The sequence below is a fragment of the Pseudomonas sp. 14A genome (assembly GCF_018132745.1).
In the GTDB taxonomy this organism is placed as follows: Bacteria; Pseudomonadota; Gammaproteobacteria; order Pseudomonadales; family Pseudomonadaceae; genus Aquipseudomonas; species Aquipseudomonas mercuritolerans.
On record NZ_JAGRQJ010000009.1, the window covers coordinates 344093 to 368374 of the forward strand.

The 24282-nt window shown below is 61.4% G+C and carries 20 protein-coding genes; 11 read left to right on the forward strand and 9 right to left on the reverse strand.

Annotated features, from left to right (window positions below; genetic code table 11):
* Nucleotides 1–53: 53 nt before the first annotated feature.
* Entirely contained in the window at nucleotides 54–1136 is a 1083-nt protein-coding gene (locus PS14A_RS26750) for a trifunctional transcriptional activator/DNA repair protein Ada/methylated-DNA--[protein]-cysteine S-methyltransferase (protein ID WP_212615956.1), read from the reverse strand.
* Nucleotides 1137–1245: 109 nt separating this feature from the next.
* Between PS14A_RS26750 and PS14A_RS09560 the strand changes: the two genes are divergently transcribed.
* Entirely contained in the window at nucleotides 1246–1677 is a 432-nt protein-coding gene (locus PS14A_RS09560) for a VOC family protein (RefSeq protein ID WP_016774139.1), read from the forward strand.
* Here the strand turns inward: PS14A_RS09560 and PS14A_RS09565 are convergent.
* Nucleotides 1659–2777, reverse strand: coding sequence for a carboxylate-amine ligase (locus tag PS14A_RS09565; RefSeq protein ID WP_137216140.1), 1119 nt, complete (start codon nucleotides 2775–2777; stop codon nucleotides 1659–1661). The two genes, PS14A_RS09560 and PS14A_RS09565, sit on opposite strands and share 19 nt — an antisense overlap.
* A 158-nt stretch (nucleotides 2778–2935) precedes the next feature.
* On the opposite strand from PS14A_RS09565, the gene PS14A_RS09570 reads away from it, so the two are divergent.
* The 5 genes from PS14A_RS09570 to PS14A_RS09590 all read left to right on the forward strand — a co-directional run bounded on the left by PS14A_RS09570 (nucleotide 2936) and on the right by PS14A_RS09590 (nucleotide 8845).
* Nucleotides 2936–3211 carry a hypothetical protein gene (locus tag PS14A_RS09570; protein ID WP_130911145.1) on the forward strand — a complete coding sequence of 92 codons (276 nt, stop codon included), beginning with the start codon at nucleotides 2936–2938 and terminating at the stop codon, nucleotides 3209–3211.
* Between the two features lie 36 nt (nucleotides 3212–3247).
* Complete coding sequence (gene mqo, locus PS14A_RS09575; protein ID WP_212615958.1) at nucleotides 3248–4897, forward strand: malate dehydrogenase (quinone); 1650 nt, start codon at nucleotides 3248–3250, stop codon at nucleotides 4895–4897.
* Between the two features lie 183 nt (nucleotides 4898–5080).
* A complete protein-coding gene (locus tag PS14A_RS09580; RefSeq protein WP_039763256.1) occupies nucleotides 5081–5686 on the forward strand; it encodes a biliverdin-producing heme oxygenase in 606 nt (201 codons plus the stop codon).
* Complete coding sequence (locus PS14A_RS09585; RefSeq protein ID WP_212615960.1) at nucleotides 5683–7920, forward strand: ATP-binding protein; 2238 nt, start codon at nucleotides 5683–5685, stop codon at nucleotides 7918–7920. The genes PS14A_RS09580 and PS14A_RS09585 overlap by 4 nt, the downstream gene beginning before the upstream one ends.
* Nucleotides 7921–8257: 337 nt before the next feature.
* A complete protein-coding gene (locus PS14A_RS09590; RefSeq protein WP_130909516.1) occupies nucleotides 8258–8845 on the forward strand; it encodes a LysE family translocator in 588 nt (195 codons plus the stop codon).
* Between the two features lie 50 nt (nucleotides 8846–8895).
* Here the strand turns inward: PS14A_RS09590 and PS14A_RS09595 are convergent, their stop codons facing one another.
* Nucleotides 8896–9729, reverse strand: a complete 834-nt coding sequence (locus tag PS14A_RS09595; RefSeq protein WP_130909517.1) for an AraC family transcriptional regulator — start codon at nucleotides 9727–9729, stop codon at nucleotides 8896–8898.
* 168 nt (nucleotides 9730–9897) lie between these two features.
* Between PS14A_RS09595 and PS14A_RS09600 the strand changes: the two genes are divergently transcribed.
* Nucleotides 9898–10290 carry a GFA family protein gene (locus PS14A_RS09600; protein ID WP_212615962.1) on the forward strand — a complete coding sequence of 131 codons (393 nt, stop codon included), beginning with the start codon at nucleotides 9898–9900 and terminating at the stop codon, nucleotides 10288–10290.
* Between the two features lie 738 nt (nucleotides 10291–11028).
* Here PS14A_RS09600 and PS14A_RS09605 read toward each other — a convergent pair.
* Nucleotides 11029–11859, reverse strand: coding sequence for an alpha/beta hydrolase (locus tag PS14A_RS09605; protein ID WP_212615964.1), 831 nt, complete (start codon nucleotides 11857–11859; stop codon nucleotides 11029–11031).
* 249 nt (nucleotides 11860–12108) lie between these two features.
* On the opposite strand from PS14A_RS09605, the gene PS14A_RS09610 reads away from it, so the two are divergent.
* The 4 genes from PS14A_RS09610 to PS14A_RS09625 are packed head-to-tail and all read left to right on the forward strand — an operon-like array spanning nucleotide 12109 to nucleotide 16346.
* Nucleotides 12109–12564, forward strand: a complete 456-nt coding sequence (locus PS14A_RS09610) for a (2Fe-2S)-binding protein (protein ID WP_007956954.1) — start codon at nucleotides 12109–12111, stop codon at nucleotides 12562–12564.
* Nucleotides 12565–12586: 22 nt separating this feature from the next.
* Complete coding sequence (locus PS14A_RS09615; protein WP_212615966.1) at nucleotides 12587–14749, forward strand: xanthine dehydrogenase family protein molybdopterin-binding subunit; 2163 nt, start codon at nucleotides 12587–12589, stop codon at nucleotides 14747–14749.
* A gap of 1 nt (nucleotide 14750) precedes the next feature.
* Nucleotides 14751–15329, forward strand: coding sequence for a hypothetical protein (locus PS14A_RS09620; protein WP_212615968.1), 579 nt, complete (start codon nucleotides 14751–14753; stop codon nucleotides 15327–15329).
* A gap of 54 nt (nucleotides 15330–15383) precedes the next feature.
* Nucleotides 15384–16346 (forward strand): sensor domain-containing diguanylate cyclase, encoded by a 963-nt coding sequence (locus PS14A_RS09625; protein WP_130909522.1) that lies wholly within the window; start codon nucleotides 15384–15386, stop codon nucleotides 16344–16346.
* A gap of 142 nt (nucleotides 16347–16488) precedes the next feature.
* On the opposite strand, the gene PS14A_RS09630 is transcribed toward PS14A_RS09625, so the two are convergent.
* The 5 genes from PS14A_RS09630 to PS14A_RS09650 all read right to left on the reverse strand — a co-directional run bounded on the left by PS14A_RS09630 (nucleotide 16489) and on the right by PS14A_RS09650 (nucleotide 24281).
* On the reverse strand, nucleotides 16489–19611 hold the full coding sequence (locus PS14A_RS09630; protein WP_212615976.1) for a hypothetical protein: 3123 nt from the start codon (nucleotides 19609–19611) through the stop codon (nucleotides 16489–16491).
* A gap of 149 nt (nucleotides 19612–19760) precedes the next feature.
* Nucleotides 19761–20555, reverse strand: a complete 795-nt coding sequence (fabI, locus tag PS14A_RS09635; RefSeq protein WP_003202751.1) for an enoyl-ACP reductase FabI — start codon at nucleotides 20553–20555, stop codon at nucleotides 19761–19763.
* A 19-nt stretch (nucleotides 20556–20574) separates the two neighbouring features.
* Nucleotides 20575–22185, reverse strand: a complete 1611-nt coding sequence (locus PS14A_RS09640; RefSeq protein WP_212615978.1) for an ABC transporter ATP-binding protein — start codon at nucleotides 22183–22185, stop codon at nucleotides 20575–20577.
* 1 nt (nucleotide 22186) lies between these two features.
* Nucleotides 22187–23206 carry an ABC transporter permease gene (locus tag PS14A_RS09645; protein WP_016774153.1) on the reverse strand — a complete coding sequence of 340 codons (1020 nt, stop codon included), beginning with the start codon at nucleotides 23204–23206 and terminating at the stop codon, nucleotides 22187–22189.
* Between the two features lies 1 nt (nucleotide 23207).
* Nucleotides 23208–24281 carry a microcin C ABC transporter permease YejB gene (locus PS14A_RS09650; protein WP_016774154.1) on the reverse strand — a complete coding sequence of 358 codons (1074 nt, stop codon included), beginning with the start codon at nucleotides 24279–24281 and terminating at the stop codon, nucleotides 23208–23210.
* Nucleotide 24282 lies beyond the last annotated feature (1 nt).

Sequence of the window (24282 nt, forward strand, 5' to 3'; positions counted from 1 at the left end):
GGTGATTCGGACATACCCATCGAAATCCTTACTTGCGTGTTGGATTGCATGGCTCAAAAAGCCAATTGTTGAGTCAATTGCAGTGCGGCGTTTTCCAGCCTGAGCAAGAACGCCTTGCGCGGTTGTCCGCCACCATAGCCGGTCAGCGAGCCGTCTGCGCCGATCACTCGGTGGCACGGCACCACGATCGACAGGCGATTGTGCCCGTTGGCCAGGCCGACGGCACGGCTGGCGCCGGGTTTGCCCAGGCCTGCCGCGATGGCGCCGTACGTGCTGGTGTGGCCATAGGGAATTTGCAACAGCGCCGCCCACACCTCACGGGCGAACGCGCTGCCGGGCAGGTGCAGCGGCACGTTGAACCGAGTGAGTTTGCCGGCGAAATAATCCGCCAGTTGCACCTCGATCTGCTGCAAGTGGGCGTTATGCCCCGGTGCAATCGCGTAGCCGTAACGGTTTTGCAGGGCTTCGACTTCCCGGGTCAGCGCCGGGCGGTCGAGAAATTCCAGCAGCACCAGCCCACGGCGCTCGGCCATGGCGATCATCGGCCCCAGCGGCGTGGTCAGGCGAGTGAACAGCAACGGTTCACTATTGGCCGCGCGGCCCGGGGTGATATGGAAGGACTTCTGAAACGCGTCGCGAAAACCACTGAGCGATTCATAGCCGGAGTCGAAAGCGGCGTGATCGATCGAAGTGCCTTGCCTGATTCCGCCCAGGGCCATGCCGAGGCGTCGTGTGCGCAGCCAGGCGTGGAAGGTCATGCCGAAGTGCTGCTTGAACCAGCGCCGCAATTTCAGCGGTTCGATGCCTTCGGCGAGCAACTGCGCATCGCTCCAGCGCCGTTCGGGATCGGCGTCCACCGCATTCAGCAGGCGCTGCACCCAGTCCGGGGCGATGGCTGCTGCGTCCAGCGGTTTGCAGCGCAGGCAGGCGCGGTAACCGGCGCACAGGCACTCGTCGGCGTGGGCGAAGAATTCGACGTTTTCCGGTTTCGGCTTGCGCGCCGTGCAACTGGGGCGGCAAAAAATCCCGGTGGTTTTCACGGCGGTGAAGAACACGCCTTCATAGGCAGTGTCGCGCTCGAGCATGGCGCGAACCATTTCGGCGTGGGGCGGCAGGACAGCGGCTGGTATGTTCATGGCGTGAGAGTAAATCCGCTTTGTCGATGGCTCCACCGAAAAATCGACAGTGAATTTTTTCCCTTGTGCAGCACAATGGGCGGGTCGCCGCTTTCGAGGAAGCCAGCCCATGCATCCATTTTCCATTCAGCACATCGATCATATCGTCCTGCGCGTCGCCGACCTGCAACGCAGCATCGATTTCTACGCCAGGGTGTTCGGCGCCGAAGTGGTCAGGCATAACCAGCCGCTGGGGCTGGTGCATTTGCGCGCTGGCACGTCGATGATCGATCTGGTCGACTTGCACGGCGAACTCGGGCGCAAGGGCGGTGGCGCGGCGCAGGCGCAGCGACGCAATGTCGACCACTTCTGCCTGCGCATCGAACCGTTCGACGAAGCCGCGCTCATCGCTCACCTGCAATCGTTCGGGCTGACCGTTGAACAAGCCGCCAGGCGTTTTGGCGCCGAGGGTTACGGCTTGTCGCTTTACTGTTTCGACCCGGATGGCAATCAGGTCGAACTCAAAGGCCCGTCCGAGAGCGATCAGCCAGCGGTTTCCTGAAGCAGCAACTCGGTCACTTGCGCCAGAGCCGAGCGGCCGTTTTGCGGTTGTTCAGACGCCAGATTCAACAGCGCCAGTTGCCGGTCGGCGCTGGTGCCGCTGGCGATGATCGCCCGCGCACGCTCGAACAACTGCGCCGCGCCCAATGCCTGCGCCGTATCGGCGAAACGCTGCTCGGCCAGCTCCAGCCATTGCCCGATCGAACAGTCGCCGTCGATACCTTCGACCAGAAAGCGCGCATTAAGCCCCAGGCGCTTGGCGCGCCAGCGGTTTTCTTCCAGCATCGAACGCGCGGTCTGGTCGTACAGCAATCCGGGCCGCCGCTGTGCACTGGCATGAGCCACCAATACCCGGAAAAACGCCGCCAGGGTCAGCGCATCGTCGACCCGAGGGCAGGCGTCGGTCATGCGCAGTTCGAGAGTCGGGAAACGCGCGGCCGGGCGCACGCCCCACCAGCATTCGCCTGGCTGAGTGATGGCGCCGATGCGCGTGAGAAACGCCAAGTGTTCGTCGTAATGGCGCTGATCGGCAAACAGCGGCGCAATGCCCATGCGTGGCCACTCGTCACACGCGGTCTGCCGGTAGCTCATGAAGCCGCTGGCGGCGCCATCCCAGATCGGCGAGGAGCAGCTCAGCGCCAATAGCAGAGGCGTCCACGGCAGCACTTCGTTCATCACCTCAACGCGATCCAGCGGCTCTGCCACCTCGACGTGCACATGCAAGCCCGACAGCACGCTGCGGCGGGCGACATGGCCGTAGCGTTCGAACAGATACCGGAAATGGTCCTCGTCGGTCGGAATCTGTTCGCGCCAGTCGGCCAGCGGATGACTGCCGGCGCTGAGCACGCCCAGGCCAAACGGCTCAAGGGCTGCGCGCAGGGCCTGACGGCTGCCACGCAAGAAATCGCCGGCATGCACGAAATCTCCGAACACCGGCGAAGCCACTTCGATCTGGCCCTGGAACATCTCCGTGGCAAACCACGCGCCCATGGCCGCCCGGCATGCCTCGATGGCCTGCGGCGGCGGGCTGCCGACCATGCGCAGGGTTTGCAGGTCAGTGATGAAATATTCTTCCTCGATGCCAAATCGCGGGCTGGTCATGGCGCTGCTCACGCAACTGTTTCTCATGGGAACCGCGCGTGGCAGCGGTGGTTCACGCCAGGCGACCAGCGCCGCGAATGCACCGTTGGTCTTTTCCATTGCACTTGGAGGGCCTGCGGTTTTCCAAACAGTCCGATCAACGTGTTCTGGAGGCAGACATGAACAACCCATCCAGCAACGACAAGGCGCTCAACGAAACCATCAATCCCAACGACGACGGTTTCGTCATTGGCACGGCCGGGCGTGATGAAGACCCCAACGCCACCACCGACTGGGACGTCAGCCGCGACAACGAAGATGTCATGACGCCCGAGGATACTCGCGGTCTGCCCGGTTATCCCGGCGCGGAAAAGAACAACCCTTCGAAACCGGTTCCCGACAGCAGCGTGCCCGCCAATGGTGATCCAGCCGTGCAGAACGACGGCGCCGACTAAACTGGCGCTATCGCCGACAGAGCCCAAGGAGGCCCCATGAACAACCCGATGCGCACCTGCGCACTGGTCGCCTTGACCCTCTCGGTCGGCATTGGCCAGGCGTATGCCGAACAAACCAATCGAGTCGACGTCATGCTGGTCGGCGGCGGCATCATGAGTTCGACGCTGGCGGTCTGGCTCAGTGAGCTGGAGCCGGGTTGGTCGATGGAAATGGTCGAGCGTCTGGACAAGGTCGCCGAGGAAAGCTCCAACGGCTGGAACAACGCCGGCACCGGCCACTCGGCGCTTGCTGAACTGAACTACACGCCGGAAAAGGACGGCAAGATCGACATCACCAAGGCTGTCGAGATCAACGAGGCGTTCCAGATCACCCGGCAGTTCCTCGCCTGGCAGGTGAAAACCGGCGTGCTGAAGAATCCGCGCTCGTTCATCAACTCCACGCCGCACATGAGTTTTGTCTGGGGCGACGACAACATTCGTTTCCTGAAGAAACGCTACGAGGCGTTGCAGGCCAGCCCGCTGTTCCGCCCGATGCAGTATTCCGAAGACCCGGAGCAGATCAAACAATGGGTACCGTTGATGATGGAAGGGCGCGACCCGACACAGAAGATCGCCGCCACCTGGACGCCGATCGGCACCGACGTCAATTTCGGCGAGATCACCCGTCAGTTCGTCAGCCATCTGCAAAGCCGCGATAATTTCAACCTCAAACTGTCCACGGAAGTGCGCGACATCAGCCGCAACGACGATGGCTCGTGGCACGTCGAATACAAGAACCTCAAGGACGGCACCACGGCCGCCACCGACGCCAAATTCCTCTTTATCGGCGCTGGCGGGGCGGCGTTGCCGCTGTTGCAGAAGTCCGGCATCGAGGAAGCGAAAGACTACGCCGGGTTCCCGGTGGGCGGCTCGTTTCTGGTGACCGACAACCCCGAAGTCGCGCATCGGCACATGGCCAAGGCTTACGGCATCGCCTCCACCGGCGCGCCGCCGATGTCGGTGCCGCACCTCGACACGCGAGTGCTGGATGGCAAACGGGTGATTCTGTTTGGCCCGTTCGCGACGTTCTCCACCAAGTTCTTGAAAGAGGGTTCGTATTTTGATCTGCCGGCCAGTACGACCCTGCACAATCTCTGGCCGATGGTTCGGGTCGGCGTGCGCGAGTTCGATCTTGTGCAATACCTCGCCGGCCAGTTGATGCAGTCCGATGATGACCGTTTCGAGGCACTGCGCACCTACTTCCCCCACGCGAAGAAGGAAGAGTGGCGGCTGTGGCAGGCCGGCCAGCGCGTGCAGATCATCAAGAAGGATGAGCAGCAGGGCGGGGTGCTCAAACTCGGCACCGAAGTTGTCGCCTCGAAGGATGGCAGCATCGCCGGGCTGCTCGGCGCATCCCCTGGGGCCTCGACTGCCGCGCCGATCATGCTCGATCTGATGGGCAAGGTGTTCAAGGACAAACTGGCCTCGGCGCCGTGGCAGGACAAGCTGCGGCAGATCGTGCCCAGCTATGGCACGCGCCTGAACGAACACCCGGACAAGGTCATGGAGGAGTGGCGCTACACCAGCGAAGTGCTGCAACTCACGCCGCCTCCGGGCATCGATCAGGCCCCGGCGCAAAACCCGCCGGGCAATATCGACGCCGTGCAGCAGAAGAATCTGGACAGCGATCCCGATCTCAAGCCCTGAGACTGGCAGATGTGGCGCGGGTCGAACTTTTTTGATCCGGCGCCACTCTGAACGTGTCATAGGGTCGCGGTTCGACAGAAAAAACGCTCCGGCAGTCAGAAAAAGCTGCGTGGCGTGATAAATTCCCCGCACGTCGAGCCCACCCAGAATGGCCCCTGCCGGGTCCCACCAAGAGCGATCTACATGCAAGCAAAGGCCCGTGAGGTTTATGTGCCACCGGTGCTGCAGGATCTGCGGGCCGGCACAGCCGAACTGCACATCGCACTGGAAAAACGCCTTCCCTTTTTCTCCGACACCCTCGATACCGCCGCTTTCGAGCGCCTGATGGCGGCCTATTACGGTTTTTATCAGCCGCTGGAACGGGCGTTACTCGCCAGTGGCGCGGTCCCGGACGATTTCAATCTGACGCCTCGTCTGAAAGCCGAGACCTTGCACGCCGACCTGCGCGCGCTGGGCGCGACGGCCAATGATTTGCCGCTGTGCGAGGACCTGCCAGTCATCGACTCCAGCGCTGCCAGCCTTGGCGTTCTGTACGTGCTCGAAGGCGCGACCCTCGGCGGGCAGATCCTGCGCCGGGAGATCGCCGCGCGGCTGAATCTGGACGCCGACAACGGCGCCGCGTTTCTCGATGTCTACGGCGCGGCCACCGGGCGGCGCTGGCGTGAGTTCATCGAATACCTGAGCAACCGGCCCATGGCGGCCAGCGAACGCGCGGCCGTGGTCAGCGCAGCACAAACCACATTCAGCTGTTTCGAGCAATGGCTCGAGCGCCAGGAGGTACTGGCATGAACCCGCAAGACCCACAAGCCTTTGAAGAACTGCTGGCCAACTGTGCCGACGAGCCGATCCGCTTTCCTGGCGCGATCCAGCCCCATGGTCTGCTGCTGACCCTGACCGAGCCTGCGCTGCAGATCATTCAGGTCAGCGCCAACGTCGAAACCCTGCTGGCCCGCGCGCCCGAATCCTTGATCGGCCAGCCGCTGCACAGCCTGATCGGCGCCGAACACACCGCGCAAGTGCTGCAAGCGTTGCAACAGGCGACGTTCTCCGAGGCGGCGCCGCTGCGCTTCGAGCTCAATGGCACTGAGTTCGAAGGTTTGCTGCACCGCCATCAGGGTGTGCTGATTCTCGAACTGGAAATTCATGTGAAGAATTTCCAGCCGCGCAACGTCGCTGGGGTCAACACCCATTTGGGCCGCATGCTCCAGCGCCTGCAAGCGGCGACCACGCTGCAGGCCCTGTACGACATCAGCGTCAAGGAAATCCAGGCGATGACCGGTTACGACCGGGTGCTGATCTATCGCTTTGAGGAGGAGGGCCACGGTCAGGTCATCGCCGAAGCGTCCGATCCATCGATGGAAGTGTTCAACGGCCTGTTCTTCCCGGCTTCGGACATTCCCGAGCAGGCGCGCGAGCTGTATCGCACCAATTGGCTGCGGATCATCCCCAACGCCGATTATCAGCCAGTGCCGCTGGTGCCGAAGCTGCGCCCGGACACGCAGACGCCGCTGGACCTCAGTTTCGCCACGCTGCGCAGCGTCTCGCCGATTCACTGCCAGTACATGAAGAACATGGGCGTGCTGTCATCGATGAGCATCTCCCTGCTCAAGGGCGACAAGCTCTGGGGCCTGATCAGCTGCGGCAACCGCCAGCCGCTGCACGTGCCGCATGAATTGCGCATGGCCTGCCAGACCATCGGCCAAGTCCTGTCGTTGCAGATCAGTGCCATGGAAACCCTTGAGCTGACCCGTCAGCGTGAAGAGAAGGTCGAGGCGTTGGCGCGGCTCAATCAGGCGATGATCGATTCGCCGCAGAACGTCTTCGACGGCCTCGCCCAGCAGCCTGCAACGCTGATGGCGCTGGTCAATGCCGGCGGTATCGCGATCATCGAAGACAAACAGTTGCACCGTTACGGCAACTGCCCGGCGCCGGAAGAAATTCGCGCGCTGCACAAATGGTTGCAGGCGCGCGGCGAGCCGGTGTTTGCCAGCCATCACCTGTCCAGCGTTTACCCGCCGGCGGCGCAGTTTCAGTCGGTGGCCAGTGGTGTGCTCGCCATGAGCCTGCCCAAACCGGTGGACAACGGCGTGCTGTGGTTCCGTCCGGAAGTGAAGGAAAACATCAACTGGAGCGGCGACCCGCGCAAGCCGCTGGATCTGGAAAACTCCGACGCCGGGATGCGCCTGCGTCCGCGTACCTCGTTCGAGATCTGGAAAATCGAGATGGCCGGGATCTCCACCAAGTGGAGCCACGGTGATCGGTTCGCCGCCAACGATCTGCGCCGCTCGGCACTGGAAAACGATCTGGCCCGCCAGGTGCGTCGCGAGCAGGCGGCCGTGCAGGCGCGCGACGATCTGGTGGCGGTGGTTTCCCACGACCTGCGCAACCCGATGACGGTGATCTCCATGCTCTGCGGCATGATGCAGAAAGCCTTCAGCTCGGAAGGCGCGCACACCTCGCGGCGCATCTCCACGGCGATCGACACCATGCAACAGGCCACGGCGCGGATGAACACGCTGCTGGAAGACTTGCTCGATACCTCGAAAATCGACGCCGGGCGCTACTCCATCACCCCGCAAGCGCTGGAGGTCGGGCTTATCTTTGAGGAGGCGCAGGCATTACTGTCGCCGCTGGCTCAGGTCAAGGACATCAGCATTTCCTTCCAGGCCGATCCTGATTTGCGCATCCACGCTGACCCCGAGCGGCTGTTCCAGGTGCTGTCGAACCTGGTCGGCAACGCCATCAAGTTCACTCCGCGCATGGGCACCGTCGGCGTCCACGCCAAGTCGGTGGGCGATGAGATTGTCTTTATCGTGCGCGACAGTGGTGAAGGCATTCCCAAGGAGCATCTGCCGCATGTGTTCGATCGTTACTGGACGGTGAAGGAAGGCAACCCGACCGGTACGGGCCTGGGTTTGTACATCACCCAGGGCATCGTCGAAGCCCACGGCGGGCAGATCGTCGCCGAGAGCGAGCCGGGGCAGGGCAGCGAGTTCCGCTTCACCGTGCCGCGCCTGGCCTGACTGTTCTTGTGGGGATTGATCGTTCCCACGCTCTGCGTGGGAATGCAGCCCGGGACGCTCCGCGTCCCTTCACTGCTGGGACGCAGAGCGTCCCTTGAGGCATTCCTTTGCTGCGCGTGGGAACGATCAGAACGTCGGGTGCAGCGCCGATCCCTGTGGGAGCGAGCCTGCTCGCGAATGCGGTGTGTCATCCACAACTGCACTCACTGACCCACCGCTTTCGCGAGCAGGCTCGCTCCCACAGGTGATTCGCATCCTCAGGGTCATTTTCTTCAATACCTGAAATAAGCCCCTAGCTACCGTAGCCACCTCGTTCTTCGTTTGAAGCAGGTGTGCAATGAGTCTGATTCTTTCCATGGCGGCGTTTGCCCTGGCCGCATCCATCACCCCCGGGCCGGTCAATATCGTCGCCTTGAGTTCCGGCGCGCAGTATGGCTTTCGTGCCAGTCAGCGACACGTCGCCGGGGCGACGTTGGGGTTTGTGCTGTTGCTGGTGCTGATGGGCCTGGGCCTGCATGAGGTGCTGCAACTTTGGCCGTTCATGACCCGCGTGGTGCAATGGGCCGGGGTGGCGTTTCTGTTGTTCATGGCCTGGAAACTGGCCAGCGATGACGGCCAGTTGCACACCAGCGAGTCCGGCCGCGCGCCTTCGATGCTCTATGGCGCGGTGATGCAATGGCTCAACCCCAAGGCCTGGTTGGCATGCGTAGCCGGCATGGGCGCGTTTGTCGCTGATGGCGAGGCGCGGCTGGTCTGGCAGTTTGCAGCGGTGTATCTGGTGATCTGTTATTTGTCGGTAGGCTGCTGGGCGTATGCCGGGACGTTCTTGCGCGGGTATCTGAGCAATACCGCCGGGATGCGCTGGTTCAACCGGTTGATGGCGTTGTTACTGGCGGTGAGTGCGCTTTATCTGTTGTTCACTTGATTTCCTGACCGCATTCCCTCTGTAGGAGCTGTGTTTGCTGCAGATCGGGATCAGCCGCGATACTGCCCCGGCGTTGCCGCCAGATGCTGTTTGAACGCCCGCTGAAAATGCGCCTGATCGGCAAATCCGGCCTCTAGCGCCACATCGGCAATCAACCGCCCACTGCGCAAGCGCTCGCGGGCGAACTGGATGCGCTGGTTGACCAGGAAGGCATGCGGCGTCATCCCGTAGCGCTGTTTGAACGCGCGAATCAGGTATGACGGCGATAGTTGCGCCGCCGCGCAAATTGCCTCGAGGCTCAGCACTTCGGTGCAATGTCCACGGATGAAATCAGCGGCGCGCTCCAGCTTGAAATTCGGCTCGGCAACGGGCTCATCCGCCGGATTCAGGCGCCCCTGCAAATCACTGAAAAACTCAACCGCCGCGCTGTGTTTCGCCAGCGCCTCCATTTGGTCGTCGAGCAAAACCTCATACAACCCCATCAACTTGCCAAACAGTTCGGCATCAGTCAGATGCGTGTCGGAAAATCGGCGAAATTCCAGCTCCCCGGCAAACCCCAATTGATGCTGCAAATCCGTCAGCCACGGCGTTTCGACATACAACATCACGTACGACCAAGGCTGATCATCGATCGGATTGCAGGCATGCACATCGCCGGGATTCATCAGCACCACGGTGCCCGCCGCCACCTCATATTGCGCGTGCTCATGCACATAGGTGCTGCGCCCGGCGGTAATTGCACCGATGGAAAAGTGCGCGTGGGAATGCCGCGCATAACAGACCTCGCGACCATCCGCGATGGCCCGCGCCTCGATGAAGGGAAGGGCGTCGTCGCGCCAGAAGCGCGGGGCTTTCTCGGGGTTTTTCGCAGCGGCGTGTTTCATCGTGATCGTCCCGGCAGGTTAGCGTCTGAGTGTATTAGCTCTGGCCAGCGAATGCCCGTTGCAGTGCGGCAACATTGAGTTCTTTCATCTGAACTATCGCCAGCATTGCAGCGCCGACTGTTATAGGCTCTGGGGGGCGCGACACCACGGGCGCAAAGGAGCTAAACCATGACTGCATTTACCGGCGGATGCCTGTGCGGCGACGTGCGTTTTCAAGCCATTGGCGAGCCTTACCGGGTCGGGCTGTGCCATTGCCTGGACTGTCGCAAGGTGCACGGCGCGTTGTTTCATGCCTCGGCGGTTTTTCCTGAGGGCGCTGTGACCATCAGTGGTGAAACCCATGAGTATCAAGGACGACATTTCTGCCCGCGTTGTGGCTCGTCGGTGTTCAACCGCAGTGGTGATGAGGTCGAGGTGAACCTCGGCGCGCTGGATGCGCCGGATCAGTTGAAGCCGACTTATGAGAGCTGGATTGTGCGGCGTGAATCGTGGTTGCCGGATTTTCCGCTGGCCAGGCATTACCGTGGTGATCGTGAAGGCAAAGGGCGGGCAGAGGGGTAGGGGATTGATTCAGCCTTCAGCACGCCTGCGATTTCTGTGGGGGCGAGGCTGCTCGCGAAGGCTTGTTGTCGAGCGATGATTTGTTCGGTTGACCGAGTACATATCCGTTGCTGCGGTAACGGCTGCTTAGGGTTCCGCCCTTACGGCGGGTCACCTTTTTCAAACGCCAAAAAGGTAACCCAAAACGCTTGCTCCTACGTTCGGCCCTCGCAGGCTCGGGTTCCTTCGCTGCGGGATCGATCCGGGCGCAGCGGCTACGGTTTGCTTCGCTGCACCTCCTTCCGCTGTGTCTGGCTGCGCCAGACGGTCGCTGCGCTCCCACGCCCGGATCGATCCCTGCGCTCAGCCTTCCGACGTCGCCGGTGGATCAAGATCAAAAGCCGCAGGCGAGCTGACACTCGGCCTAGAGGTGAACGTGGGACTGTAGGAGCTGCCGAAGGCTGCGATCTTTTGATCTTGATCTGGTAGGAGTGAGCCTGCTCGCGATAGCTATCTCAAAGATACGAATGAATAGCGGAGCTACCTTGACCTCTGTGGGAGCTGGCTTGCCAGCGATGGCGGCCTTCCAGCCGACCAGTCTCTGGCGGATATACCCAATTCCAACTGTGGGAGCGAGCCTGCTCGCGAAGGCGTTGGGTCAGTCAACATGCAGGTGGCTGAACGAACGCTTTCGCGAGCAGGCTCGCTCCCACAATTTGTTTTATGGTGTCCGCTGCTATGGGTACATCCTCAGCTCTGTCAGCCGCGAATAAACGCCAACAAATCCGCATTGATGGTTTCCGCTTGCGTGGTCGGCATGCCATGCGGGAAGCCCGGATACGACTTCAGTGTGCCGTTGGGCAGCAGTTTCGCTGACAACGGTCCGGAGTTGGCGTACGGCACGATCTGGTCATCCTCGCCGTGCATGACCAGCACCGGCACGGTGACTTTTGTCAGGTCTTCGGTGAAGTCAGTTTGCGAGAACGCGACGATGCCGTCGTAATGCGCCTTTGCGCCGCCGATCATGCCCTGGCGCCACCAGTTGGCGATGATCCCTTCCGCCGGCTCGGCGCCCGGGCGGTTGTAGCCGTAGAAAGGTCCGCTCGGCACATCGCGATAGAACTGCGCGCGATTCGCCGCCAACTGCGCTTGAAAGCCATCGAACACCGATTTCGGCAAGCCGCCGGGGTTGCTTTCGGTCTGCACCATCAATGGCGGCACGGCGCTGATCAATACCGCTTTGCTGACCTTGTCCTGGCCATGCCGGGCGATGTAATGGATTACTTCGCCGCCGCCGGTGGAATGGCCGACGTGCACCACGTTGCTCGTACCCAGATGATTGACCACGGCCAGCACATCGTCGGCGTAGTGATCCATGTCGTGGCCGTCCCAGACCTGGCTTGAGCGCCCGTGCCCGCGTCGATCATGAGCAATCACCCGAAAGCCCTGTGCCAGGAAAAACAGCATCTGCGCGTCCCAGTCATCCGAACTGAGCGGCCAGCCGTGGTGGAAGTGGATCACCGGCGCGTCGCGCGGGCCCCAGTCCTTGTAGAAGATATCGACGCCGTCTCGAGTGGTGACAAAGCCCATAGGTGCTGCTCCTGACTCAAAGGATGGTCAACCGCGATGCATCGCGGACCGCTTGTGCAGAGGTACGACGACTCATTCGAGCCGTTATCAACTGTAGGAGCAATGCCGGGGTCTGCATGACCGCTGGTCACAACGTCTGGCTTCAGGCGCAAATTAGGCTTTGCTGAAAGGGATAAGCGCGGGCATCCGTAGATTTTTGCGACCACAGCGACGCCCCTTCGCAACACGTGAGTCTGAGGAAACCATCCGATGTTGACCCTGAATATCAATGGCAAGGACCAGGAGCTCGATGTCCCCGCCGACATGCCGCTGCTCTGGGTTCTGCGCGATGTCGCGCACCTGACCGGGACCAAGTTCGGTTGCGGCATGGCCCAGTGCGGCGCCTGCACCGTGCACGTCGACGGCGCGCCATTGCGCTCCTGTATCACCCCGGCGACTGCCGTTGCCCATGGGCAGAAAATCCTCACCATCGAGGGCTTGTCCAGTGATGGCTCGCACCCGGTGCAGCAGGCCTGGGCCGAGCTGGACGTGGTGCAGTGCGGTTACTGCCAGTCCGGGCAGATCATGTCCGCTGCCGCGTTGCTGGCGAAAATTCCCAAGCCCACCGACAGCGATATCGATCAGGCGCTCTCCGGCAATATCTGCCGCTGCGGCACCTATCCGCGCATACGCGCGGCGGTCAAACGCGCCGCCGACATCGGCTGAGTCATTCTCTGGGAGATGAACGATGAACAGTCCGCTATCGCGTCGCGGGTTTCTCAAAGGCAGCGCCGTGCTGGGCGGCGGCCTGATGGTGGCGTTTGTAGTGCCGGGGGCCAATCGCTTCGCTCACGCGGCGGAGGATCAGAACAAGACATTCGCGCCCAATGCGTTTCTGCGCATTGCGGCGGACAACAGCGTCACCATGCTGCTCGGCCATTCGGAGATGGGGCAGGGCATCTGGACCGGCCTGACCATGCTGATCGCCGAAGAACTGGACGCCGACTGGTCGAAAATCCGCGTTGAGCACTCGCCAGCCTCGGCGGCCGATTACGGCTTGCCGGCGTTTGGCGGCATGCAGATCACCGGCGGCTCGACGTCGACCTGGATGGAATTCGACCGCTACCGACTGGCCGGGGCGACGGCGCGGCAGATGCTCGTGGAAGCGGCGGCGAAACGTTTCGATGTCGCGCCGTCGACGATTCGCACGGAGTCCGGCGTGGTCATCGCCGGGGACCAACGCGCGACCTACGGCGAACTGGCCGATGCCGCCGGGCAACTGCCGGTGCCGGATCCGAAAACCATCACCTTCAAGGAGGCCAAGGACTGGAAAGTCATCGGCAAACCGACCAAGCGCCTCGACACCCCGGAGAAAATTACCGGCCGCGCCAAGTTCGGCATGGACGTGCAGTTCGAGGGCCTGATGACCGCGATGGTCGCCCGCGCCCCGGTGTTCGGAGCCACGGTGAAATCCTTCGAAGGCGCCGCAGCGCTGGCCATTCCCGGCGTGCACAAGGTGGTGCAGGTGCCCAGCGGAGTAGCGGTGGTGGCCGAGCATTTCTGGGCGGCGAAACTCGGGCGTGATGCTCTGAAGGTCGATTGGGATCTCGGGCCGCTGGCCGACATGAGCAGTGAAAAACTGCTGGAGAGTTTCCGCAAACTGGCGGCGACGCCGGGCACCTCTGCCACTCAGGCTGGAGACGCCAAGGCCAATTTCGGCAAAGCCGCGAAGAAAATCGAGGTCGAGTACAGCGTGCCGTATCTGGCCCACGCGCCGATGGAACCGCTCAACTGCACGGTGAAAATCAGCGCCGGCAAATGTGAAATCTGGACCGGCACGCAATTTCAGACGCTGGACCAAATGGTCGCCAGCAAGATCACCGGGCTCAAGCCCGAGCAGGTCGAAATTCACACCGAATTCCTCGGCGGTGGTTTTGGTCGCCGCGCCAATCCGACCTCGGATTTCGTCGCCGAAGCCGTGCAAGTGGCGAAAGCGGCGGGCCTGCCGGTGAAAACCGTGTGGGCGCGCGAAGATGACATTCGCGGCGGCTACTACCGCTCGATGTATCTGCACAAGGCGCAGGTCGGGCTGGGCGCTGATGGCTTGCCGATGAGCTGGCAGCATGTGCTGGTCGGTCAGTCGATCATGGCCGGGACGATGCTCGAGGCAGCGATGGTCAAGAACGGCATCGATGCCACCTCGGTCGAGGGCGTGGCTGACAGTCCGTATATCAAGGATCTGCCTCACCATCAGGTCGACCTGCATTCGCCGCAGACCGGCATCAATGTGTTGTGGCTGCGTTCGGTCGGCCATACCCACACGGGTTTTGTCATGGAATCGCTGATCGATGAACTGGCGACGGCGGCGGGCAAGGATCCGGTGGAGTACCGGCGAACGCTGCTCAAGGCGCACCCGCGCCACCTCGGCGTGCTCAATCTGGCGGTGGAGAAGGCCAACTGGGGCGCACCGTTGCCGGACGGGCATGCTCTGGGCGTGGCGGTACACGAGTCGTTCGGCAGCTACGTGGCGCAGGTCGCCGAGGTGTCGCAGGACAACCTGGCGATCCGTGTGCATCGGGTGGTCTGCGCGGTGGACTGCGGCATTGCGGTGAATCCGCAGAGCATCGCCGCGCAGATGGAATCGTGCATCACCTTCGGTCTTGGCATGGCGTTGCACAGCAAGCTCACCGTCAAGGACGGCGGCGTCGTGCAGTCCAACTATCACGATTATCAGGTGTTGCGGCTCAACGAAATGCCGGTGGTGGAAGTGCACATCGTCCCCAGCAGCGAAAAACCCGGCGGCATCGGTGAGCCCGGCGTGCCACCGACCGCGCCGGCCGTGGCCAACGCCGTGTTCGCCTTGACCGGGCAACGCCTGCGCGAACTGCCACTGCAACTGTCGGGGGTGTGAAATGAAACGACATCTTGTGTTGGGCACCGTCGTTTTGCTTGGTCTCGGTGGCTACGCTTCGGACCTGTTTGCCGAAGATCAGGAAGCTCTGAAAGCCTTTGGCACGGTGCAGAAAGTCTTTCAGAGCCCGCGCTGCCAGAACTGCCACATTCCCGGCGATTCGCCGTTGCAGTTCGACGCCGGCATCCCCCACGCGATGAATGTGGTGCGCGGCATGGACGGCAAGGGCGCCGCCGGTTTGCCCTGCGCCACGTGCCACGCCGAAAGCAACCCGCCGGCCAGTTACGGCCCTCACGCGCCGCCGGGTGCGCCGCACTGGAGCCTGCCACCGGCGGCGCACAAAATGGCCTGGATCGGTCTGCCCTCGGACAAGCTCTGCGCGATGATCAAGGACCGCGCAAGCAACGGCGATCGGGATTTCGCTGCGCTGTTAAAACACGTCAGCGAAGACAAACTGGTGCTATGGGGCTGGAATCCCGGGGCAGGGCGCGCGCCAGTGCCGGTGCCGCACGACATTTTCGTTGCGCAATTCAAACTCTGGGCCGACGCCGGCGGACCGTGTCCGCTGGCGCAGATGTGAAGCCTCGGCGATTTAGCGCTACGCTCAACGCATGACTGTCTACGGAGTGTGCGCATGCTGGTGCCCGGAAAACCTGCCAACGAAGCTGCCCGAATTGACGCGCTGCATGGCTTGAAGCTCGACTCGGCTCCCGAAGAGCGTTTCGATCGCCTGACGCGTCTGGCCAAGCGCTTGTTCAACGTGCCGATCGCCTTGGTCACGCTGGTCGACAAGGATCGCCAGTGGTTCAAATCCTGTGTGGGTCTGGATGTCAGCGAGACATCGCGCGACGTCTCTTTCTGCGGCCATGCGATTTTGCAGAACGAGCTGATGCTGGTCCCCGATGCGCTGGAAGATCTGCGCTTCCACGACAACCCGTTGGTCACCGGCGCGCCGAATATTCGCTTTTATGCCGGCTATCCACTGACGGTGCCGGACGGCAACAAAATGGGCACCTTGTGCCTGATCGATACCAAACCCCGCCATCTCGACGACGAAGAGCGCGCGCTGCTGCGTGATCTTGCGCAGATGGCCGAGCAAGAGCTGATGGCGGTGCAGATGGCAAGCATGGACGAACTGACGCTGCTGTCCAATCGCCGCGGGTTCAAGCAACTGGCCCAGCATGCGCTGGATGCGTGCGCGCGCTTGAGCCGGCCGGCGACGTTGCTGTTTTTCGACCTCAACGACTTCAAGCAGATCAATGATCTGTACGGTCATGCCGAAGGTGACAGCGCGCTGAAGACCTTTGCCGACGTATTGCGCATTGCCTTTCGTGAAAGCGACGTGGTCGGGCGCTTGGGCGGCGATGAGTTCGTCGCATTGCTGACCGGTTCCAGCCACGTCGAAACCACGCGGATCATGGCGCGGCTCAAGGAAATCCTCGAAGAGCGCAACGCCACGCTGCACCGCGGTTACGCCATTCGCTTCAGCGTCGGCCAGATCGAATACGACCCCAAACGCCATGACACCGTGGATCGCCTTCTGGCGGATGCGGACGGCGCGATGTATGCGCACAAGCAAGCTCTGAAAGGCTGCTAGTCCTGGCGTAAATCCTGTGTAGGAGCGAGCCTGCTCGCGATAGCGGTGTGTCAGGCAGTGTCGTAGTCACAGACAGCTATCGCGAGCAGGCTCACTCCTACAGGGTTGGGTGGTGCTCAGTTTGCGCAATGCCCGCCAGGATTCAGCTTTTTGGCGGGCTCAGCTTCTGGTAAAACGCCAGCCATTTCTCATGGCAGGCTGCAGCATCCTCGAGCTCGGGCACGAGCAGCGCTTCTCGCAAGGCTTGCGCTTCATGGGCTGCAAACAGATGCCTGACAGCAGTGCTGGCAATGGCGTTGACTCTCTCCGATGCAAAAGTGTCGGGTACGGCGAGCGGCACCTTATACAAAAGAGGGGCTCCATCAGTGTCGAGAGGAGTGACGAAGGCATGGCAGGTGGCGTTTGCCGCGGGCGGGGTTCCGTGTTGGTAAGCCTGGGCGTCGACCGGCAGCACTCGCGCTGCTTCGTTCTCGGCAAAAGGCAGCAGCAGGCTGAGGTCCAGATCGCGCCGCAGAACCACTTTCGATCTGCAGGGGAAAATCTCGAACACCGTGGCTGGCGTCCCGAGCAACCGCGCAATGATGCCAAAAGGCGCAGTGTGGGCGGCGGCAAGCTTGTCCGTGGCAGCGGATACCGGTCGCAGGGCAAACAAATCAAACGTGCGGGTTTCGACGTCGAACCGTTGCGTAATTGGCAAGCGACAGAACGCTTCCTTGATTAATGCGATATGCGCCTCCTTCATCTGCTTGAGACGGGCGGCCAGTGCCACATGGAAGAACGTTGCCACATTGTGCAGTCTGGGCAACGAGGCAATCATCGGCGCCAGTTGCAACTGCGCATTGCTCGATTGCCATCCCTGCATGTTGCCCGCCAGTTTGCCGGCGATATGCAGTTCGCTCAGAGAGTAATGCGCGGGCGGCGTCTCAGTGTCCGAGACTGGAACAAACAGCGCCTTTTCCGTCAGGTACAGGTTATCGGCGAAAACCTTGCGCAGATCCATCAGCGCAACGGTGGTGGGGGTGGGCGGTGCAGTGAGGAAGCCCCGGCGATACAGGTCGTTTACCAGGCGATTGTGATTGCGAAACAGGACATCGGCCTTCTTCAGCGTGGCGGCGTCGTACACCGTCACCGGGAATTCGGCGTCGCGCTGGATCAGTCCTCTTGCAACCGCCCAGTCGACTACCAGCGAGGCACATGAATCTTCGCGCAGGAACTTGTAGAAATGCAGGGGGGCGGGGCCTTTTGTCAGTTGGTTGAGCTGCTCGTAGCTCATCATGCGTGCAACGCCCGGCATTTGGCTTTCGATATACAGCACGACCTGCTTCAACCTTACCCAGCGCAGAGAACTCATGTAGGAGAGTGATGCGGGAATATCCCGGGTCAGAAACTCCGGTGCCATACCGGACAATAACAAATGCGTTGCCAACGCCCTGTTCCTGGTTCGTCCAAGATGCGGCTGTGTATCGATGAGTCGACGTACTTCGTCGTAACTCTCGCCCCACAGGTCGCTGCCCTCCAGCCGATGGGTGACGATTCGGTTCAGATCTTCGCCGGCGCTTGGCTCCAGACTGAGAATCAATGCGGCGAGCAACAGGCGCTCGCGGTTGGTCGCCAAAAGGCGTTTCTTCTGCGCCGGAGCCCCCAGGTTCTTCACCAGCAGATTGCCCAGTGTTTGCGCCCGTGGCGTGATCAGGATACGGCTGATAAGGAAGTCGGCTTTTGCCTTGAGCGTTTTGGGTGGCAGATCGGTATCGACGCCTTCACTGAGATAGTCGAGCAATGACGTCGTGCCTTCGGGCAAGAACGTCTGTGTGGTGTCGATGATGCGCTGGCGCTGTTGCTCCGTGAACCGATCGCTTTGGGTCCAGGGCTGACCTAACAGATACCAGTGGTTCATGTGGGCGGGGTGGGTGTGCAGATTGATCCTGTACCACTTGACCAGCGCGAGAGCTTGCTCGACAGACGTCGGGGTGGGCAGCTTGTAGAAGCGCAGCATCTGCCCAAGGGTGACTTTACCGCTCGAGCGCATGGCTCCGCCGGCTTTGCTTGCCTTGGCTTTGAGCTGGTCGCGGAAGAGTTTCAGATCAGCATATCTTTCCACCTGCGCCGTCAGGGTTACCCAGCCTTTGGCGCTTGGGGTACCGACATGGCCGGATTCGGTAATCAGCAACTGACTGTCGGCGGGCAGTCCCTGCTGCTTCAAAATGGCTTGAAAATCCACATCGGCGCTGAGTTTGCGCAAATGACGCTGACCATACTTCATCCAATGCGCAAGCGTGGAATCCGGATGAGTCTCGCTGAGTTCCTTGTAATCGATTTTGGCCTTCGGCTCCATGTTCCAGCACAGCGCTTCAAGGCGTCGCACGATGTGCCGGACATCTTCCAGATCGCCAAACTCTTCGCGATAACTGCGGATGGGGGCGCTGGTTTGCACGTAATCGCTGACGTAGGGCAGCTCAGGCCAGCGCTGCTGGCGCAGGCGTTGCACAAGTTCTTTGGCTTCGCCAGCATCTTGCGGCAACGCAAATTCATAGCGACTCAGAAGCTCGCCCATTTTCAGCCGCGGCCCTCTGACTGGTGCGGTAACAGAAGCCGAAGTGAGCGTGACCGCAGTGTCGGCAAAGCCTCGCTGCTCGAACGGGTTGCTGGTCAGCAGTACCTCATCGATTCGATCGGCGATGGCCCGGAAGTCCTCCAGTTGCGCGTTGCGCTCCTTCACCACAGCCGACGTGGTGTGGCCGTTTTCATCGATGGCAGCCAGACCGCGGGCCTTCCACTCGGCGACGATGACCCGGGCCTGAATCTGGTTTTGCGGTTCCGGATAACCGTAGAACGCCAGCACGACTTGCCGCGGAAACCGGTAGAGCGGGTTGGCGGATGTACCACCGATGTAAGGCAGGCCCAGCCCCGCAGGATCGATACGCTGGGAAATCGACAGCAGCAGCGGCGCCATCTGCCACCAGCCTGAGTCATCCTCCAGCGTGAAGAGGCGCAGCCCGGCGGAGCCGTTCGAGGGGATCTGTGCTTGCAGGGTGTCACCCTTGATCTGCAACGTATCCAGATCAATATGGAAGCGACTGGCCCAGTCGAGAAATTCGGGGCGTTCGAGGGCGTTCCAGTAGAGCTCCATCCATTCGCGCAGCAGGCATGGCCGGGGAACGTCCAGCGTACGCGCCGGATCAGCGGCAGTGATTACCGGTTTGGCAGTCAATTCGGCAATGAGGTTCTGGATCAGCTTCTGTTCAGGTACCGGTGTGTCGCTCATGTGTGCCTCCCTGGCGGTTGATAAGCATTGAATGCCGAGTATCGCGGGGAGGGCTGGCTGGCGGGCGGTAGATATTTACTGCGCGACGTTTTCCAGGGACATAAAAAAACCCGCCATATTCGGCAGGTTTTTTATTGGCTACACGAAGATCACTCTTCGATGTTGCCCATGGCGGTGGTGTTGAAACCGCCGTCAACGTACATGATTTCACCGCTGATGCCCGACGCCAGGTCGGAGCACAGGAAGGCGCCGGCGTTGCCGACTTCTTCGATGGTGACGTTGCGGCGCAGCGGAGTCTGCGCTTCGTTGGCGGCCAGCATCTTGCGGAAGTTCTTGATGCCGGAAGCGGCGAGAGTGCGGATCGGACCGGCCGAAACGCAGTTGACGCGGGTGCCGTCCGGACCGAGGGAACCGGCCAGGTAACGGACGCCGGCTTCCAGCGAAGCCTTGGCCATGCCCATCACGTTGTAGTTCGGCATGGTGCGCTCGGCGCCCAGGTACGACAGGGTCAGCAGGCTGCCGTTGCGGCCTTTCATCATTTCGCGACCGGCCTTGGCCAGCGCCACGAAGCTGTAGGCGCTGATGTCGTGAGCGATGCGGAAACCTTCACGGGTGGTGGCTTCGGTGAAGTCGCCGTCCAGTTGGTCACCCGGGGCGAAGCCGACGGAGTGCACGATGCAGTCCAGGCCGTCCCACTTCTTGCTCAGTTCTTCGAAGACCTTGGCGATTTCTTCATCGCTGGCCACGTCGCACGGGAAGCACAGCTCAGGGCTCGAACCCCAGCCTTGTGCGAACTCTTCGACGCGACCCTTGAGTTTGTCGTTCTGATAAGTGAAGGCAAGCTCAGCGCCCTCGCGATGCATGGCGGCAGCGATGCCGGATGCGATGGACAGCTTGCTGGCGACACCGACGATCAGTACGCGCTTACCGGCGAGAAAACCCATGTGTTGCTCCTCTTTCAGGTTATTGCGCAGTGGCTGGTGCCAGAAAAGCGGCTTCCAGCAACTGCTGTGTATACGGATGTTGGGGGGCGGCAAAGATACTTTGCGCGTCTCCCTGTTCGACCACTTGGCCATGCTTGACCACCATCAGTTGGTGGCTCAGCGCTTTGACGACAGCCAGGTCATGGCTGATGAACAAATACGTCAGGTTGTACTTGGCTTGCAGTGAACGCAACAGCTCCACCACTTGCCGCTGCACCGTCCGGTCGAGCGCCGAAGTCGGCTCGTCCAGCAGGATCAGCGCCGGTTTCAGCACCAAGGCCCGGGCAATGGCGATTCGCTGCCGTTGCCCACCGGAAAATTCGTGGGGGTAGCGGTGCCGGGTTTCCGGATCCAGACCTACCTCCTTCAATGCCGCAATGATCGCCGCTTCCTGCTCGGTCGCGGTGCCCATCTTGTGTATCCGCAGGCCTTCGCCAACGATGTCATTGACGCACATGCGCGGGCTCAGGCTGCCAAACGGGTCCTGAAACACCACCTGCATCTCCCGCCGCAGCGGACGAACCTCGCTCTGCGTCAGGCAGTCTAGCTGCTTGCCTTCAAAGCGGATCGCGCCTTTGCTGCCGATCAGCCGCAAAATCGCCAGACCGAGGGTGGATTTGCCGGAACCGCTTTCGCCGACGATCCCCAGGGTCTGACCCTGCGGCAGGCTGAAATTGATGCCGTCCACTGCCTTGACGTAATCCACCGTGCGCTTGAGCAGGCCTTTCTTGATCGGGAACCAGACTTTGAGGTCCTCGACTTCGAGCAGCGGCGCGCCGACTTCATTGCTCGCCGGGCCGCCGCTGGGCTCCGCGCCGAGCAATTCCCGAGTGTACGGATGCTGCGGCGAACGGAACAGCTCTGCGCACGATGCCTGTTCGACGATGCAACCGCGCTGCATGACACATACGCGATGCGCAATTCTTCGCACCAGGTTCAAATCGTGACTGATCAGTAACAGTGACATGCCCAATCGAGCCTGAAGATCCTTGAGCAAATCGAGGATTTTCAGCTGAACGGTCACGTCCAGCGCGGTGGTCGGTTCGTCGGCAATCAGCAATTCCGGCTCGTTGGCCAGGGCCATGGCAATCATCACCCGCTGGCGCTGGCCGCCGGACAATTCATGGGGCAGGGCCTTGAGACGCTTGTGCGGCTCGGGAATGCCGACCATCTCCAGCAGCTCCAAAGTGCGCTTGGTCGCGACTTTGCCGCTCAGGCCCTTGTGGATGCCGAGCACTTCATTGATCTGCTTCTCGATCGAGTGCAGCGGATTGAGCGAGGTCATCGGCTCCTGAAAGATCATCGCGATGCGGTTGCCACGAATATGGCGGATGGTCTTCTCGCTCAAATCCAGCAGGTTCTGCCCGGCGTAATTGATGCTGCCGGCCGGATGCCGCGCCATGGGGTAGGGCAGCAGGCGCAGGATTGAATGCGCCGTGACCGATTTGCCCGAGCCCGATTCACCGACCAGCGCCAGGGTTTCGCCGCGCTTGATGTCGAAGCTCACGCCCTCGACCACGCGGTGGACGCGCTCGCCGAAACCGAACTCGACGGCGAGGTCGCGCACTTCGATCAGATTGTCCTGATTCATTTCACTTCCTCGGGTCGAAGGCATCGCGAGCGGACTCGCCGATAAACACCAGCAGGCTCAACATCAGCGCCAGCACGGCAAACGCACTCATGCCCAGCCACGGCGCCTGCAAATTGGATTTGCCTTGGGCGACCAGTTCGCCCAGCGACGGACTGCCGGCCGGCAGGCCGAAGCCGAGGAAGTCCAGCGCAGTCAGGGTGCCGATGGCGCCGGTGAGGATGAACGGCATGAAGGTCATGGTCGAAACCATGGCGTTGGGCAGGATGTGGCGGAACATGATCGCGCCGTTCTGCATGCCCAGCGCCCGCGCGGCGCGCACGTATTCCAGATTGCGCCCGCGCAGGAACTCGGCGCGCACCACATCGACCAGGCTCATCCACGAGAACAGCAGCATGATGCCCAGCAGCCACCAGAAATTCGGCTGGACGAAACTGGCGAGGATGATCAGCAGATACAGCACCGGCAGCCCCGACCAGATCTCGAGAAAACGTTGCCCGGCGAGATCGACCCAGCCGCCGTAGAACCCCTGTAGCGCCCCGGCAATCACGCCGATGATCGAGCTCAGCACGGTCAGCGTCAGCGCAAACAGCACGGAAATGCGGAAACCGTAGATCACCCGCGCCAACACGTCGCGGCCCTGATCGTCGGTGCCCAGCAGGTTGTCCGCCGAGGGCGGCGCCGGCGCCGGGACTTTCAGGTCGTAGTTGATGCTCTGGTAGCTGTAGGGGATCGGCGCCCACAGAATCCACGCGTCCTTGGCCTTGAGCAGCTCGCGGATGTACGGACTCTTGTAGTTGGCTTCCAGCGGGAATTCGCCGCCGAACGCGGTTTCCGGGTAGCGCTTGATCGCCGGGAAATACCAGTTGTTGTCGTAATGCACGACCAGCGGCTTGTCGTTGGCAATCAGCTCGGCGCCCAGACTCAGGCCGAACAGGATCAGAAACAGCCACAGCGACCACCAGCCACGCTTGTTGGCCTTGAACAGTTCGAAGCGCCGGCGGTTGAGAGGGGACAGGTTCATCTCAATGCTCTCTGCTTGCAAAGTCGATGCGCGGATCGACAAAGGTGTAGGTCAGGTCGCCGATCAGTTTCACCACCAGCCCGAGCAGGGTGAAGATGAACAGCGTGCCGAACACCACCGGGTAATCGCGATTGATCGCCGCTTCGAAACTCATCAGGCCGAGGCCATCGAGGGAGAAAATCACTTCCACCAGCAGCGAGCCGGTGAAGAAAATGCCGATGAACGCCGACGGAAAACCGGCAATCACCAGCAGCATGGCATTGCGGAATACATGGCCGTAGAGCACGCGATGGCGAGTCAGGCCTTTGGCTTTGGCGGTGACCACGTACTGTTTGTTGATCTCGTCGAGAAAGCTGTTTTTTGTCAGCAGAGTCATGGTCGCGAAGTTGCCGATCACCAGCGCCGTGACTGGCAATGCCAGGTGCCAGAAATAATCGAGGATCTTGCCGCCCAGGCTCAGCTCATCGAAGTTGTTCGAAGTCAGCCCGCGCAGGGGGAACCAGTCCAGATAACTGCCGCCGGCAAATACCACGATCAGCAGGATCGCAAACAGAAACGCCGGGATCGCATAGCCGACGATGATCGCCGAACTGGTCCAGACATCGAAGTGGCTGCCGTGCCGCGTGGCCTTGGCGATGCCCAGCGGGATCGACACCAAGTACATGATCAGCGTGCTCCACAGCCCCAGCGAGATCGACACCGGCATCTTTTCCTTGATCAGGTCGATGACCTTGGCGTCGCGGAAGAAACTGTCGCCGAAATCCAGCTGCGCGTAGTTCTTGACCATGATCCACAGGCGTTCCGGGGCCGATTTGTCGAACCCGTACATGTGCTCGATTTCCTTGATCAGCGCCGGGTCCAGCCCCTGCGCGCCACGGTAGGACGAACCGGCCACCGCGACCTCGGCACCGCCGCCGGCAATCCGGCTGGTGGCGCCTTCGAAACCTTCGAGCTTGGCGATCATCTGCTCGACCGGCCCGCCGGGCGCGGCCTGGATGATCACGAAGTTGATCAGCAGAATGCCGAACAGGGTCGGGATGATCAGCAGCAGTCGCCGAAAGATATACGCCAGCATC

Excerpts from the sequence above, each read along its gene's own strand:
- PS14A_RS26750 (WP_212615956.1), bottom strand. The coding sequence starts at position 1,136 with ATGAACATACCAGCCGCTGTCCTGCCGCCCCACGCCGAAATGGTTCGC.
- PS14A_RS09560 (WP_016774139.1), top strand. The coding sequence starts at position 1,246 with ATGCATCCATTTTCCATTCAGCACATCGATCATATCGTCCTGCGCGTC.
- PS14A_RS09565 (WP_137216140.1), bottom strand. The coding sequence starts at position 2,777 with ATGACCAGCCCGCGATTTGGCATCGAGGAAGAATATTTCATCACTGAC.
- PS14A_RS09570 (WP_130911145.1), top strand. The coding sequence starts at position 2,936 with ATGAACAACCCATCCAGCAACGACAAGGCGCTCAACGAAACCATCAAT.
- mqo (WP_212615958.1), top strand. The coding sequence starts at position 3,248 with ATGAACAACCCGATGCGCACCTGCGCACTGGTCGCCTTGACCCTCTCG.
- PS14A_RS09580 (WP_039763256.1), top strand. The coding sequence starts at position 5,081 with ATGCAAGCAAAGGCCCGTGAGGTTTATGTGCCACCGGTGCTGCAGGAT.
- PS14A_RS09585 (WP_212615960.1), top strand. The coding sequence starts at position 5,683 with ATGAACCCGCAAGACCCACAAGCCTTTGAAGAACTGCTGGCCAACTGT.
- PS14A_RS09590 (WP_130909516.1), top strand. The coding sequence starts at position 8,258 with ATGAGTCTGATTCTTTCCATGGCGGCGTTTGCCCTGGCCGCATCCATC.
- PS14A_RS09595 (WP_130909517.1), bottom strand. The coding sequence starts at position 9,729 with ATGAAACACGCCGCTGCGAAAAACCCCGAGAAAGCCCCGCGCTTCTGG.
- PS14A_RS09600 (WP_212615962.1), top strand. The coding sequence starts at position 9,898 with ATGACTGCATTTACCGGCGGATGCCTGTGCGGCGACGTGCGTTTTCAA.
- PS14A_RS09605 (WP_212615964.1), bottom strand. The coding sequence starts at position 11,859 with ATGGGCTTTGTCACCACTCGAGACGGCGTCGATATCTTCTACAAGGAC.
- PS14A_RS09610 (WP_007956954.1), top strand. The coding sequence starts at position 12,109 with ATGTTGACCCTGAATATCAATGGCAAGGACCAGGAGCTCGATGTCCCC.
- PS14A_RS09615 (WP_212615966.1), top strand. The coding sequence starts at position 12,587 with ATGAACAGTCCGCTATCGCGTCGCGGGTTTCTCAAAGGCAGCGCCGTG.
- PS14A_RS09620 (WP_212615968.1), top strand. The coding sequence starts at position 14,751 with ATGAAACGACATCTTGTGTTGGGCACCGTCGTTTTGCTTGGTCTCGGT.
- PS14A_RS09625 (WP_130909522.1), top strand. The coding sequence starts at position 15,384 with ATGCTGGTGCCCGGAAAACCTGCCAACGAAGCTGCCCGAATTGACGCG.
- PS14A_RS09630 (WP_212615976.1), bottom strand. The coding sequence starts at position 19,611 with ATGAGCGACACACCGGTACCTGAACAGAAGCTGATCCAGAACCTCATT.
- fabI (WP_003202751.1), bottom strand. The coding sequence starts at position 20,555 with ATGGGTTTTCTCGCCGGTAAGCGCGTACTGATCGTCGGTGTCGCCAGC.
- PS14A_RS09640 (WP_212615978.1), bottom strand. The coding sequence starts at position 22,185 with ATGAATCAGGACAATCTGATCGAAGTGCGCGACCTCGCCGTCGAGTTC.
- PS14A_RS09645 (WP_016774153.1), bottom strand. The coding sequence starts at position 23,206 with ATGAACCTGTCCCCTCTCAACCGCCGGCGCTTCGAACTGTTCAAGGCC.
- PS14A_RS09650 (WP_016774154.1), bottom strand. The coding sequence starts at position 24,281 with ATGCTGGCGTATATCTTTCGGCGACTGCTGCTGATCATCCCGACCCTG.